Raw genomic sequence first — 12,315 nt, 5'->3', positions numbered from 1 at the left:
CTCGGTGTACGTCACCCGCAAGGGCGGCACCATCGTCACCTGCGCCTCCACCTCCGGCTACATGCACCAGTACGACAACCGCTACCTGTGGATGTCGCTGAAGCGCATCGTCGGCTCGCACTTCGCCAACTACCGCGAGGCCTTCGAGGCCAACCGCCTGGTGGCCAAGGGCAAGATCCACCCCACCGTGTCCAAGGTCTACTCCCTGGAAGAGACCGGCCAGGCCGCCCTGGACGTGCACCACAACAAGCACCAGGGCAAGGTCGGCGTGCTCTGCCTGGCCCCCGAGGAGGGCCTGGGCGTGACCGACCACGAGCTGCGCGCCCAGCACATCGGTGCCATCAACCGCTTTCGGGGCGAGTGAGGCTTCCGGCATGAACGTCCATCGGGACCGGCCCTGGCTGACGCGGACCTACGCGGGGCACCTCTCCCCGGCCGCCTTCGACGAGCCGGACCCGGTGGTTACTTCGGCTTGCACTCCCGTCCCGGGCGCGGTGCCCGGTTTTCCTCCGGGTCGTACGACCGTTCGGTCGCCGCGCTCGCCGACCCGATCTGGTCACGCTACGTGATCGCGCGGATCGGCGCCGGCCCGGGCGACCTGCTCCGCGAGGGTCTGCAGGTTGGCGTCGCGGGAGGCTTTCACCAGCACCGCGTCGCCGGGCCGCAGCCGCTGCTGCAGCTCGGTGAAGGCGGCGTCCTGGTCCGCGACGTGGACGGCGTCGACGCCGCCGTGCCGGGCTGCCTGCTCGATGCACCGGGCTTCCGTGCGGCCGACGGTGATCAGGTGCGGGATGCCGAGCTCGGCGACCAGCTCGCCGAGCCGGGCGTGCTCGCGTTCGCTGTCGGCTCCCAGCTCGCGCATCTCGCCCAGCACGGCGATGGCCCGTCGGCCGTGGGACATGGCGGCCAGGGCCGTGAGGGCGGCGCGCATGGAGTCGGGGTTGGCGTTGTAGGCGTCGTTGACGACGGTCACGCCGTCGGGCGCTCGGTCACCTCCATCCGCCACCGGGACGCGGGGCGGGCGGTGGAGAGCCGGTCGGCGAGCAGGTCTACGTCCAGGCCGGCTTCGCGGCCGATGGCGGCGGCGGTCAGCGCGTTGGCCACGTGGTGCTCGCCGACCAGGCGCAGCGCGACGTCGGCGCGGCCTTCGGGGGTGACCAGCTTGAAGCGGGCGCGGCCCCTGTCGTCGAGTTCGACGTGCTCGGCCCGGATGTGCGCCTGCAGGTCACGGCCGGTCAGCACGACGCGTGCCCGGGTGCGCGAGGCCATCGCGCGCACGGCCGCATCGTCGGCATTGAGGACAGCGAGACCTTCGGGCCGCAGGTCCTCCACCAGCTCGCCCTTGGCCCGGGCGATGGCGTCCCGGCTGCCGAACTCGCCCAGGTGGGCGGTGCCGACGTTGAGTACGGCGGCGATGTCGAGCGGGACCATGGCGGTCAGCTGCCGCAGGTGACCGATACCGCGGGCACCCATCTCCAGCACGAGGAACCGCGTCGTCTCGTCCGCGCGGGAGACGGTCTCCGGGGTGCCGATCTCGGAGTTGTGGCTGCCGATCGTGGCGATGGTGGGCCCGGCGGCGGTGAGCACGTGGGCGGTCAGGTCCTTGGTGCTGGTCTTGCCGCTACTGCCGGTGATCCCGATGAACCGCGCCGCCAGGCGGGCGGCCAGCTGCGAGGCGAGGGTGCCGGCCGCGGCCAGGACGTCGTCGACGACAACTGCGGGGACACCCACTGGCCTGGCCGCGAGAACCAGCGCGCTTCCGCCCTGCACAGCATCGGCGGCAAAGTTGTGCCCGTCGGCGCGCTCGCCGGCCAGCGCCAGGAAGATCCCGCCCGGCCGCACATCGCGCGAGTCGTAGTCCATCCCAGCCGTGACCTGCACATCCGTGTCAACCACATCGTGCAGAGTGCCGCCGACGACACCGGCGATCTGAGCGACGGTCATGGGAATCACGGTGGTGCTCCTCGGAGGTTCGGAAGACCTGGTCACTGGGGACGCTACCGTCCCCGGGGCCGGTGCCGCAGCGGCGCGTCCGCCTGCGGCGGCGCCGTCACCTGTGCGGATGGTGATCTCCGCACGCCCCTTATCGCCGCTGAGAGGTGTCCGGCGTCGAAGAGCTGGACGTGTGAGCAGCAGCACTCGGATCGGTCAGGCCGGTGGCGCCGCTACCAAGACACGGGGTTATTCCTCCCGGATTGGGCGCTCAGGATTGATGCCAGGCCGGCCCCTGGATTGATTCGGCCCTACTGGTCCGCCACCTTCGCCGCAGGCGGCGGAGATCGTGGATACAGCTGGGAACGCATCTGCGCAGGGCGCCATCACCACTCCCTGGCGCAGCGAATACCAGAACCTGGTCAGCCGTCGGAAGCTGCATTCTCAAACGCGGTCGGGAAAGAAGACACCTGATGGAGTGAGGATCCCGACTGCCTACCGAACCTTCAGGCTCAGATCGGCGATCGTGGGCGGAAACGACGACCAAGGATCCAGACCAATTCCCCTGCTGCCGCCCATCGGCATGGAGATCCCCTGTTCCATGTTCGCCATCGACGCCAAGCTCGAATACGAGGGCAACACTCTCGCCCTCGCCTTCAGCGGCCGGATCAAGGAACGCGTCGACGTCGACCCCAACGATCCGATCAGCAGCGTGAAGCTGCGCGTCATCGGATTCAGGATGTCCGCCCAGGCGGACGGCATGACCGTCACCCTGGAGCAGAACGACGTCGACGTGGACCCCAAGAGCCGCCTGCGCATGAGCCAGAGCTTCCCCCCGAATTCGAGCAGCGCGATGTCCTCTCATTCACCGCCAGCTTCGAGAAGACTGCAGGGGGAGCACCGCCCATCCTGACCGCCAAGGAACCGATGGTCCTCGTCGCGCAGGTCACCCAGTTTCCGCCCAAGAGCGACACCTACCGGCTCGAAACGCCAGTCGAGTTGATTGACCTTGAAAATCCGGGCACCATCGCACTTCCTGGGACCGGCGGTGCTGGGCAGCATTAAGTACGGCACGAGCGTGCTGGACACCCGGCTGCGCTCCTTTCTGGTCAACCTGGCGCTGAAGCACATCAATGGCCTGCTCGCCGCCGAGCACCTGGGCTTGGCCGTGCGTGCGATGCTGCCGTCCCAGGACACCGACGCCATCGAGGACGCGATGCGCCAGGTCCTGGCGGACGGAGCACCGCTGCTCGACCCCTTCGCCACTAGCCACACCCGGGCTGCCCGCAGGCCGAGCACGCGTGGCTGGTCTTCTACTACCGCACGGAGGAATCCGGCGGGGGGTGCCCGGGGTCGTGTTGTCGGCGGTGGACGTCACCGAGCAGCAGCGCGCCGACCGCCAGGCCGATCAGGCGCGCCGCCGCTTGGCGGTCATCGCCTACGCGCGTCTCGACTAACCTTAAGCGCCCACAGGATCAGCGGGGCCTGGAGCGGGAGCCGGGCCACGGCGATTGCACGCAGCCGCGTTGATCGGTGGCGCCAGTCGTAGGCCATCTTGACGTTGGCCGGGAAGACGGCGGTGAACAACCCCACTGCGGCCAGCGCACCCAATGCCCTCGTGCGCGGCACCGCCACCGCCGCTCCGACCGCGAGTTCGGCGAACCCGCTGGCGTAGGTCCAGGTCCTGCGGCTGCCGGGAAGTGAGCGCGGCACGATGGCGTCGAACTGGCGGGGCGCTGCGAAGTGCGCCGCACCGGCCCCGATGAGCAGGCCGCTCAGGAGCGTTGCGGACCTCTGCGATGCCGTCATCGTTGCTCGTTTCTTGGGAGTGTCCCGCGAGCCGGGAGATGTTACCGGATGGTAGTGCCAGGCTCTCCGCGATGGGAACCCGGTGTGACGCACAGATCGGAGAGCTGAGTCTCGGATGCCCTCAGGCCCCGCCGGTTCTCAGTGACAGCTGTGCCAGCGTTGACCAGGGCGCACGCCAATCAGGGTCGAGGATGGCGGTGGCGAAGTCAGCGGTCAGGCGGTGCCATCGGCGAGCGCCGTGGAGCATGGTGTGGCCGCCGTGCCGCATGGGGACGGTGTGGATGTGGGCTCCTGAGGCGGCAGCGCGGTCGGCGAAGTCCCAGGTCTGGTGCGCGGAGGTGACCCTGTCCGTCTCGTCGTGGAGGAAGGCCAGTGTCTTGCCGCGCAGGTGGGCGACTGCTTCGCCCGGTGGGCACCAGGGAGCGAGGGCGATGACGCCGCGCACCGCCGGATGCCCTGCCACCGCGAGCGCCGCTCGGCCGCCCATCGAGTGGCCGACGAGTATCACCGGGATGGCGGGGACGAGGTCGGCCAGTTCGACGAGAGCGTCCCGGGCGTCCTGTGCGGGGTGGGCGTGGTGCCCGTTCCAGCCGCGGTGGCGGTAGCGCACGCAGGCGAGCAAGGTGTCCTGATCCCCCAACTGCCGTAGCAGGGCAGTTCCGAAGAGGCGCAGGCGACGGTCCGGCAGGTTCAGCCACGTTGGCGGCGCGAGGCCGTCCGCTCGGCCTCCGTGGAGAAGCAGTACGGCCGTTCTGGGGCTGGCCGGGTGGCGGCGAATTTGGAGCGGACTCCCGGTGGGGGCGCGCCTGCTGCGCGATGGGTGGGCCGTCATCGGCATACGGTCCTTTGTGGGCTGTGGGCTGTGGGCTGCGGGTCGTGGCTTGTTCTTCGGAGTGCCGGCCTGGCCGGTGCTCAGTGTCGTGGCGGCCGTGGGAGGAAGCCGCTGGTGCGGGAGACATAGGCGTCCCAACCGGGTTTGCTGGAGGTGAGTTGTCGCTCCAGCAGGGGTTTTCCGCTTCCGAATGCCAGGAGGTAGGTCATCAGGAGGGGACTGAGGATGAAGGCCCAGCCGGTCGGGGTGTCGGCGGCGAGCAGGAACAGGCCCCACCAGACGCAGGCGTCGCCGAAGTAATTGGGGTGGCGGGTGTAGCGCCACAGGCCGCGGTCCATCACCGACCCGTGGTTCGCCGGGTCAGCCTTGAAGCGGGCCAGTTGCCAGTCGCCGACCGCCTCGAAGAACAGCCCGACGGTCCACAGCGCGAGTGCGGCCCAGGCGAGCGGGTCGAGCGGCGGGGTCAGGTACTGGGCGGCTTGAACCGGCAGCGAGACGAACCAGACGATGGCGGCCTGCGGCAGGTACACCATGCGCAGCGCGTAGGCTGTGCGCCGGCCGGCGGGTGCTTGGGAGAGCATCCGTTCGTAGCGCGGGTCTTCGGGGGTGCCTGTGGAGCGACGCCAGATGTGGGCGGACAGGCGCAGTCCCCATACGGTCACCAGCGCGGTGGCGAGCAGCCGGCGGCCCGGGTCGCCGTACCCGGCCGACAGCGTGTAGCCGGTCAGTGCGACGGCGGTGAAGGCGATCCCCCAGGCGACGTCAACCCCTCGGTGGCGGCCGGTTCGGACGCCGATGGCGAAGGCGGTCAGCATCACCAGCAGCGCCGCGGCGAGGGCGGCTGCCAGGTTGATGGCGAAGGCGGTGGCGTTCACGCCGGCTCCTGGTACCAGTGGGCGGAGGTGGCCGGGGCGCCGCTTCGGCCGTCGGCGGTCGGGCGGACCGCAAGGATCTGGTCTACGCCCATCCGCCGCTCGGTGAACGCGTTCGAGCTGCCGGCCAGGTACAGCTGCCACAGCCGCACCGTGGGCTCTGCGACCAGGGCGGCGAAGTCCGTGCGGCGCTCCTGGAGGGTCTTGTGCCAGGCGTCGATGGTGCGGGCGTAGTGCTCGCGCATGGCCTCGACAGAGCGCACCTCCAGGCCTGCGGCCTCCAGCAGGCCGACGGTTTCGCCGACCGGGCGCATGTGCATGTCCGGGGCGATGTAGGTCTCGATGAACGCGCCGCCGCCCGGCGCCGTCGAGGTGCGGGACATCTGCTGGACGAGCAGCCGGCCTCCGGGACGAAGCAGGCCGTGCAGGCGTCGGGCAAAAGCGGGGTATTGGCGGTCGCCGACGTGTTCGCCCATCTCGACGCAACTGATCGCGTCGTAGGGCCCGTCGGCGATCTCGCGGTAGTCCTGGTGACGGACTGTCACCTGATCGGCGAGCCCGGCCTCGGTTACCGCCGCGGTGGCGAAGGCGTGCTGATGCCCGGACAGCGTCACCGCGGTGACCTGGGCGCCGTAGTGCCTGACGGCGTGTACGGCGAGTGCGCCCCAGCCGCAGCCCACGTCGAGCAGGCGGGCTCCGGGCTCAAGGCCGAGTTTGCGGCAGATCAAGTCGAACTTGGCGTGCTGGGCCTCCTCCAGGGTGGCGCTCTTCGGCGTCCAGTAGGCGCAGGAGTACGCCATCGCCGGACCGAGCAGCAGAGCGTAGAACTCGTTGGACAGGTCGTAGTGGTGGCTGATCACGGCGCTGTCCCGGGCGCGGCTGTGCAGCGTGCCGCGGGTCCGCGCCCGTCCTTGGGGAGGTGCCGGGCGCGGCCCGATGACCCCGAGCCGGGTGGCGCAGGCCAGGAGCCGGGGCCAGTGGTGCGCGGACGGCCGCACCGGCTTGTGCCCGGCGAGTGAGCTTCGCACCTGGCTCAGCGTGTGCGCCAGGTCGCCCTCGACGTCGAGTTCGCCGCTGATGTAGGCGTCGGCGAGGCCGAGTTCGCCGGGCTGCCACAGCAACCTGCGCAGTGCGCGCCGGTGGTGCAGCACGACGGTGGGAGCGCCTGCCGGCCCGGCGGTCGAGCCGTCCCAGGCTCGGATCCGGAACGGGGGCGGCGCGTCGAGGACTTCGGTCAGAAGCGCGGCGAGCTGCGGGGCGGCGCTCATCGTGTAGCCCCCGGGCGGGTGAGGAGGATCTGCTGGACGTCGAGGTAGCCGGTGCGGAACCCGGCCTCGGAGTAGGCGAGATAGAGCTCCCACATCCACCGGAAGACCTGGTCGAAGCCGAGGGCGGCGACCTCGTCGGCGCGCTCGGTGAATCGCTCGCGCCACAGGCGCAGGGTCTCGGCGTAGTGTTCGCCGTAGCCGCGAGTGCTCTCGACCCGCAGGCTGGTGTGGCGGGCCGTGCTGTCCTCGATGGCCTCGACGGAGGGAATCTGACCGCCGGGGAAGATGTACTTGAGGATCCAGGTGTAGGTGGCGCTACTGGCGAGCATCCGCTCGTGCGGCATGGTGATGGCCTGCAGGGCGGTGCGCCCGCCGGGTGCGAGGACCCGGTCGATGGTGGCGAAGTAGGCGGGCCAGAAGGGCCGTCCGACCGCCTCGATCATCTCCACGCTGGCCACCGCGTCGAACTGGCCTGCGGCGCTGCGGTAGTCGCACAGCCGTACCTCGACGCGGTCGGCGACACCGGCCTGCTGGATACGGCGGCGGGCCAGCGCCAGCTGCTCCTCGGAGAGGGTGAGGGTGACCACCCGGGCGCCGCGCCGGGCGGCGCGCACGGCGAGTTCGCCCCACCCCGTGCCGATCTCCAGCACCCGGCTTCCCGTGCCGACGCGCGCGAGGTCCAGCAGTTGGTCGATCTTGCGGTGCTGCGCGTCGGCCAGGCCCGGCGCGCTCGCGACCGGCCGGCCGTCGCGGCCGGTCGGGAAGACCGCCGAGGAGTACGTCATGGTGGGGTCGAGGAAGAGCGCGAACAGGTCGTTGGACAGGTCGTAGTGGCGGTGGATGTTGCGCCGGGCGTTTTCCGCCGTGCTCAACTCGGCCGCCGGCGGCCGCTGCGCGTACAGCCGGCGCAGCCACTGCGCGCCGGTGGGGACGAGCGTCTCGGGGGCGGTGGCGAGGACGGTCAGCAGGGCGACGAGGTCGGGTGAGTCCCAGTCGCCGGCCTGGAAGGACTCCCCGAATCCGATCAGTCCGGTGGCGCCGACGCGGCGCAGGAAGTCCTGGGGCCGGTGCAGGCGCAGCACGGGAGTCGAGGGAGGTGCCGGGACGAGCAGCCGGCCGCCGGGCAGTTCGACGCGCAGGCCGCGGTGCCGGGCTATGCGTCGCAGCAGCCGTTCGGCGACGGCCGCGCGCACCGGCACCCGGGGCACTCGGGCAACGTCGGGCCACAGTCGCGGGTCGATGGCCAGTCGCGGCGAGGTAGTCGTGGCTGCTTGCTGGGTCACGAGAGGGGCACCTTTTCGTCGTGTGCTCGGCATGAACGGGGACGCGGGTGGACGGGAAGGCCACGCATCAGTAGCCGGATGCCTTGAAGTCGGATGTGCAGGGTGACGGCGAGGGTGGAGCAGGGGTGAGTCACGGCAGCGCGTAGCAACTGGGTCGGGTTCGCCGGGCGACGGGTTCCGTGCACGGTTGCGGTGAAGGCACGGCCAGTGGCGCGTTCCAGGTGGATGGTCAGATCCAGGCGGGCGCCGGGTGGCGGCAGGGTCATCCGGTAGTGGCCGTCGACGGGGAAGAACGGTGAGACGTAGAACTCCTTTGCGACCTCGGCACGTCCCCGAGGGTCGGGGTGGAGCAGGTAGCGGTGGTGCGAGCCGTAGGTGTTGCGCACTTCGGCAATCGTGCACACAGGGCGGCCGCCGGGGTCGTGGCACCAGTAGACGGTCAACGGATTGAAGACATGGCCGAGGGACCGCGCCTGGGCCAGCATCAACACCTGTCCGCCGGCCAGGTCGACGCCCTGGCCGGCCAGGTAGCGGTCCAGGTTCTGGCGCGTTGTCAGGCCTGGCTCGCCGGGATGGTCCACAGCCCGGAAGCGGGCCAGTGGCCGCAGGAGGGCCGGGAGGCGCGGCAGCCTGTCGAGGTCGACCAGCCACAGGTAGGTGCGGTGCTGGAACGCGTGCCGCAGCGGTGTGGTCCGCACGTGGGTGATCCGGCACTCGTACAGGGCAGCGCCCCAGGGGCCGGGCAACGGGTCGGTCATGGCGCGCTCACCCCGAGCAGCGCCCGGGCGGCCTGGACGCCCGAGCGGCAGCCGTCCTCGTGAAAGCCCCAGCCGTGGTAGGCGCCCGCGAACGCCGTTCGTCCGGTGGTCAGTTCGGGCAAGCGGCGTTGAGCGGCGACGCTCTCGCGGGTATAGACCGGGTGCTCGTAGACCGTCCGGGAGACGATGTGCTCGGATGGGACGGGCAGGTGGCGGTCCTCGTTGAGGGTGACCAGGTAGTCCTCGGCTGTCTGAAGCCCGAGCAGGCGGTTCAGGTGGTAGCTGACCTGGACGCTGTCGGCGCTGCCCTGACAACTGGTCATCAGGTAGTTCCAGGAGGCTCGGGCGCGCACGGCGCGGGGCAGCCGGGAGGCGTCGCAGTGCAGCACGGTGGGGTTGCGGGAGTGGCCGAAGGCGCCCAGCACCTCGGACTCGGCGCGGGTGGGGTCCGCCAGCAGGCGCAACGCCTGGTCGGCGTGGGTCGCGACGACGACCGCGTCTGCCTCGGCGCGCCGCCCGTCCTCGGTGACCAGTACGACCCCGTCCAGGTGGCGGTGCACCGCACGGACGGGCGCCGAGCGGTGCACGGCGGTGATCCGCTGCGCGATCCGCTCCACATACGTGTGTGAGCCGCCCACGACGGTGCGCCAGCGCGGCGAGCCGGTGACGCTGAGCATGCCGTGGTTGTCCAGGAATGCGAAGAGGTAGCGGGCTGGGTACGCGCCCGCGAGGTCCGGTGTGCAGGACCACACGGCGGAGACCACCGGATTCATGAAGTGGTGGACGAAGTAGCGCGAGTAGCCGCCGGCGGCGAGGAACTCGCGCAGGGAGGGATCACTGGCATCCGGGTCGGCGAGCAGGCGCCTGGCGGCCCGGTGGAACCGGGGCACCTCGGCCAGCATCCGCAGGTACCGGCCGCGCAGCAGGGCGCCGGGCTGGGCGAACAGGCCGGCCGGTCCACGGGCGCCCGCGTACTCCAGACCGCATCCCTGGCACCGCACCGACATGCTCATGTCGCTCTCACGGGTTTCGACACCGAGTTCCCCGAAGAGCCGGATCAGCTGCGGATACGTCCGCTCGTTGTGGACCAGGAATCCGGTGTCGAGGGGGACGGTGCGTCCGTCCCCGCCGGTTGCCTGCTGGGTGTGCGCGTGCCCGCCGAGCCTGTCGTTCGCCTCGAACAGCTCGACCCGCACCCCGGCGCGCTGCAGCTCGTACGCAGCCGTCAGCCCCGCAACACCGGCCCCCACCACCGCCACCCGCCTTGCGGGGGAGCTGGCCGGCAGGCTGTGGCGGGCCGCCGTCGATGCCGGTGGGGATACGGTCACGAGCCTGCCTCCGATCCGCCGGGCCGGCCATGCGGATCAGGCCGTCACTTCCAGCGTTCACTCATCGTTCGGAGCGCAGCCGGGGACGGATTGCTCCGAACGGTTCAAAGACAACAAGCAGGCGGGCCGCGTCCCGTCGAGGGTGATCACGACCCGCGCTTGGTCTTCGACACCGCAGCTATCCCGCCGGGCCGGCGTAGCTGTCACCTGATCGGACCGGCGCGCAGTGGCGTTCAGCGGAGCGGCAGGAGCAGCACCGGCTGCCCGCTCGGGTGCTGCGAGCCGCCCGCGGGCTCGACCGTCAGCCCGACGCCCACCGCGCTGTGGATCTGCCCGGTCAGTACGAGCGAACCGGACGAGGAGGGCAGCAGGCCTGCCGGGCGCATGGTTCCCGCGTCGTTGAACCACAGCTGGTAGGTCTTGCCGGAGGCCAGCGCGGGCAGCCCCTGGGCGAGGAAGCCGACCTCGCCCCGGCTCTGCGACCACACGATGGTGCCGACACCGGCTCCGGTCCGCCCGGTGGCGGTCCGCGTGTCCGGCGCAGTGAGAAGAGCACTCAACCTTGCTTGCTCAGAATGCAGTTGATCGGCCCGTATCGTTGCCTGACGTGCGGCCTGGTGCTGCTCGATGGCGATGCCGCCAAGGGCCGCCGTCGCGGCGATCGATGCCGCGAGCGCGAACCGGGGCCACCGGCGGGCGGACTTCGAGCGCGATCCGCCGTCGCGATCCGAATCGGAGGTCAGCGGGGCCAACTGACGGATGGTGGAGGTCGCCGCCAGCGTCCTGGCCTTCATCTCCGGTGGCACAACCACGGCCTCGGCCGAGCCGAGGCGGGCCATGGTCGTGCGAAACTCCTCCACCTCGACCGCACATGCCTCGCACTGGAGGAGATGCCGCTCGAACGCCTCGCTCTGCGCAGCGTCGAGCGCATGGAGCGCGTAGGCACCCGTGAACGTGTGCAGATCGGCCGCGATCGTCATGATCCCACCCCCAGGCAGTCGCGCAGCCGGATCAGCCCGTCCCGCATGCGTGTCTTGATGGTGCCCAACGGGACGTTGAGCATGTCGGCCACCTCCCGGTAAGAGAAGCCTCGGTAGTACGCCAAAGTGACGGACTCGTTCTGCAGCTCGGTCAGCGTCTTCAGGCAACGCCGAACCTGCTCGCGCTCCAGGCGCCCCTCAACCTGCTCGGCCACCTCGTCGAACGCTGGAGCGTACGCCTGGGAGGCCACCCGCTGCTCGCGGTCACTCGCGGCCTGGGCGGAGCGCACCCGGTCCACCGCGCGGCGGTGCGCGATGGTCAGAACCCAGGACATCACCTCACCGCGTTCGGGCTGATACCGGGAGGCGGTGCGCCAGACTTCGAGCAGGACCTCCTGCGCCACCTCCTCGGACTGCGCAGGATCACGCAGGACTCGGCGCACCAGACCGAGGACTCGTCCGGCGACCGCATCGTAGAGCTGGCCGAAGGCGTCCTGCTCGCCGAGCGCGACCTTGGACACCAGCTCCTGCAGATCGGGACCGCGCCACTGCGGGGCGTCCAGGTGGACCACCCTGTTCACCAGGTCCCCCCGCAGCAGTCGGCAGCGCATCCGGCCTGATGCGACGGGCAGCAGACGAGCCTGCCGGTCGGATGGCAGATGCGCATGGAGACCTCCAGAGTGAACACGGGCGGCAACAGTCGGACAAACGCGGGCACACTCCATTCGGAGCCGTGGGTGCAGCGGATTGGCGACGACACGATCCTGCCGCGCGACAGGCACCGCCCAGCTCATGCCCGCTGGTGAACACGCGGGCCGCGCGGGTTCCCTTCCGGAACCGGCACGGCCCGCGAGGCGGGTCAGGAGGTGGGGGGCATCAGGACGGTGTCGATGATGTAGACGGTCGCGTTGGCCGTGTGGACGTTACCGCAGAGCACCTTGGCGTTGCCGTTGACGGTGAAGTCCTGGCCGGAGCCGGTGACGTTGAGCGGCGCGCCCTGCAGGGACTTCTGGGTGCCAGCCAGCATGTCGGGCGACAGGCGGCTCGGCGAGACGTGGTAGGTGAGGATCTTGGTGAGCATGGCCTTGTCGGCCAGCACCTTGTCCAGGGTGTCCTTCGGGATCTTGGCGAAGGCGTCGTTGGTCGGCGCGAAGCGGAAGATTTCAAGTCCAGTGAGACGGTCGTGACGCTATGAGGTTTGTGGTGCGGGTTCCCTGCGCTTGCTGGGGTCGTTGATCCATGCCGTCTGCGGG

Annotated in this window: 13 protein-coding genes and 2 pseudogenes; 4 read left to right on the top strand and 11 right to left on the bottom strand. The window is 70.4% G+C overall.

The genetic code is table 11. From position 1 onward, the window contains the following. Nucleotides 1-364 (top strand): zinc-binding dehydrogenase (locus VM95_RS35940; protein ID WP_157882287.1); only part of this gene is annotated, 364 nt, incomplete at its 5' end. Between the two features lie 192 nt (nucleotides 365-556). On the opposite strand, the pseudogene VM95_RS35935 reads toward VM95_RS35940, so the two are convergent. Continuing rightward, a pseudogene (locus VM95_RS35935) lies at nucleotides 557-1,953 on the bottom strand (UDP-N-acetylmuramoyl-tripeptide--D-alanyl-D-alanine ligase). A gap of 580 nt (nucleotides 1,954-2,533) precedes the next feature. Between VM95_RS35935 and VM95_RS35930 the strand changes: the two are divergent. The 3 genes from VM95_RS35930 to VM95_RS45745 are packed head-to-tail and all read left to right on the top strand — an operon-like array spanning nucleotide 2,534 to nucleotide 3,481. After that, a complete protein-coding gene (locus VM95_RS35930; RefSeq protein ID WP_157882286.1) occupies nucleotides 2,534-2,845 on the top strand; it encodes a hypothetical protein in 312 nt (103 codons plus the stop codon). A 14-nt stretch (nucleotides 2,846-2,859) separates the two neighbouring features. Further along, nucleotides 2,860-2,997: a hypothetical protein gene (locus VM95_RS43475; RefSeq protein WP_167352993.1), complete on the top strand. Its 138-nt coding sequence runs from the start codon at nucleotides 2,860-2,862 to the stop codon at nucleotides 2,995-2,997. After that, nucleotides 2,981-3,481, top strand: a complete 501-nt coding sequence (locus tag VM95_RS45745) for a PAS domain-containing protein (RefSeq protein WP_157882285.1) — start codon at nucleotides 2,981-2,983, stop codon at nucleotides 3,479-3,481. Before VM95_RS43475 ends, VM95_RS45745 begins: the two co-directional genes overlap by 17 nt. On the opposite strand, the gene VM95_RS35925 is transcribed toward VM95_RS45745, so the two are convergent. From VM95_RS35925 to VM95_RS35880, 10 genes and pseudogenes are all read right to left on the bottom strand, one after another. Next, a complete protein-coding gene (locus VM95_RS35925) occupies nucleotides 3,364-3,741 on the bottom strand; it encodes a DoxX family protein (RefSeq protein ID WP_045705143.1) in 378 nt (125 codons plus the stop codon). The genes VM95_RS45745 and VM95_RS35925 overlap by 118 nt on opposite strands. A gap of 121 nt (nucleotides 3,742-3,862) precedes the next feature. Continuing rightward, nucleotides 3,863-4,483: an alpha/beta fold hydrolase gene (locus VM95_RS35920; protein ID WP_341846054.1), complete on the bottom strand. Its 621-nt coding sequence runs from the start codon at nucleotides 4,481-4,483 to the stop codon at nucleotides 3,863-3,865. A 170-nt stretch (nucleotides 4,484-4,653) separates the two neighbouring features. Next, complete coding sequence (locus VM95_RS35915; RefSeq protein WP_078861104.1) at nucleotides 4,654-5,388, bottom strand: DUF1295 domain-containing protein; 735 nt, start codon at nucleotides 5,386-5,388, stop codon at nucleotides 4,654-4,656. 56 nt (nucleotides 5,389-5,444) lie between these two features. Then, a complete protein-coding gene (locus VM95_RS35910) occupies nucleotides 5,445-6,713 on the bottom strand; it encodes an SAM-dependent methyltransferase (RefSeq protein WP_045705137.1) in 1,269 nt (422 codons plus the stop codon). Then, complete coding sequence (locus tag VM95_RS35905) at nucleotides 6,710-8,029, bottom strand: class I SAM-dependent methyltransferase (RefSeq protein WP_045705135.1); 1,320 nt, start codon at nucleotides 8,027-8,029, stop codon at nucleotides 6,710-6,712. The genes VM95_RS35910 and VM95_RS35905 overlap by 4 nt, the downstream gene beginning before the upstream one ends. Next, nucleotides 7,993-8,754, bottom strand: coding sequence for a DUF1365 domain-containing protein (locus tag VM95_RS35900; RefSeq protein WP_045705133.1), 762 nt, complete (start codon nucleotides 8,752-8,754; stop codon nucleotides 7,993-7,995). The genes VM95_RS35905 and VM95_RS35900 overlap by 37 nt, the downstream gene beginning before the upstream one ends. Then, on the bottom strand, nucleotides 8,751-10,013 hold the full coding sequence (locus tag VM95_RS35895) for an FAD-dependent oxidoreductase (protein ID WP_078861098.1): 1,263 nt from the start codon (nucleotides 10,011-10,013) through the stop codon (nucleotides 8,751-8,753). Before VM95_RS35895 ends, VM95_RS35900 begins: the two co-directional genes overlap by 4 nt. Before the next feature lie 302 nt (nucleotides 10,014-10,315). After that, a complete protein-coding gene (locus tag VM95_RS35890; RefSeq protein ID WP_045705131.1) occupies nucleotides 10,316-11,062 on the bottom strand; it encodes an anti-sigma factor in 747 nt (248 codons plus the stop codon). Then, nucleotides 11,059-11,643 carry a sigma-70 family RNA polymerase sigma factor gene (locus VM95_RS35885; protein ID WP_045705129.1) on the bottom strand — a complete coding sequence of 195 codons (585 nt, stop codon included), beginning with the start codon at nucleotides 11,641-11,643 and terminating at the stop codon, nucleotides 11,059-11,061. The genes VM95_RS35890 and VM95_RS35885 overlap by 4 nt, the downstream gene beginning before the upstream one ends. 278 nt (nucleotides 11,644-11,921) lie before the next feature. Further along, nucleotides 11,922-12,215, bottom strand: a pseudogene (locus tag VM95_RS35880) (fasciclin domain-containing protein); the annotation flags it as partial. Between the last annotated feature and the right edge of the window lie 100 nt (nucleotides 12,216-12,315).

Source organism: Streptomyces rubellomurinus (assembly GCF_000961885.1).
In the GTDB taxonomy this organism is placed as follows: Bacteria; Actinomycetota; Actinomycetes; order Streptomycetales; family Streptomycetaceae; genus Kitasatospora; species Kitasatospora rubellomurina.
Note: the sequence above shows the minus strand (reverse complement) of the source record. Positions and strands in the feature narration are given on the sequence as shown.

Coding starts and splice junctions, on each gene's coding strand:
- VM95_RS35890 (WP_045705131.1), bottom strand. CDS start 11,062: ATGACGATCGCGGCCGATCTGCACACGTTCACGGGTGCCTACGCGCTC.
- VM95_RS35910 (WP_045705137.1), bottom strand. CDS start 6,713: ATGAGCGCCGCCCCGCAGCTCGCCGCGCTTCTGACCGAAGTCCTCGAC.
- VM95_RS43475 (WP_167352993.1), top strand. CDS start 2,860: ATGGTCCTCGTCGCGCAGGTCACCCAGTTTCCGCCCAAGAGCGACACC.
- VM95_RS35905 (WP_045705135.1), bottom strand. CDS start 8,029: ATGCCGAGCACACGACGAAAAGGTGCCCCTCTCGTGACCCAGCAAGCA.
- VM95_RS35915 (WP_078861104.1), bottom strand. CDS start 5,388: ATGCTGACCGCCTTCGCCATCGGCGTCCGAACCGGCCGCCACCGAGGG.
- VM95_RS35930 (WP_157882286.1), top strand. CDS start 2,534: ATGTTCGCCATCGACGCCAAGCTCGAATACGAGGGCAACACTCTCGCC.
- VM95_RS35900 (WP_045705133.1), bottom strand. CDS start 8,754: ATGACCGACCCGTTGCCCGGCCCCTGGGGCGCTGCCCTGTACGAGTGC.
- VM95_RS35925 (WP_045705143.1), bottom strand. CDS start 3,741: ATGACGGCATCGCAGAGGTCCGCAACGCTCCTGAGCGGCCTGCTCATC.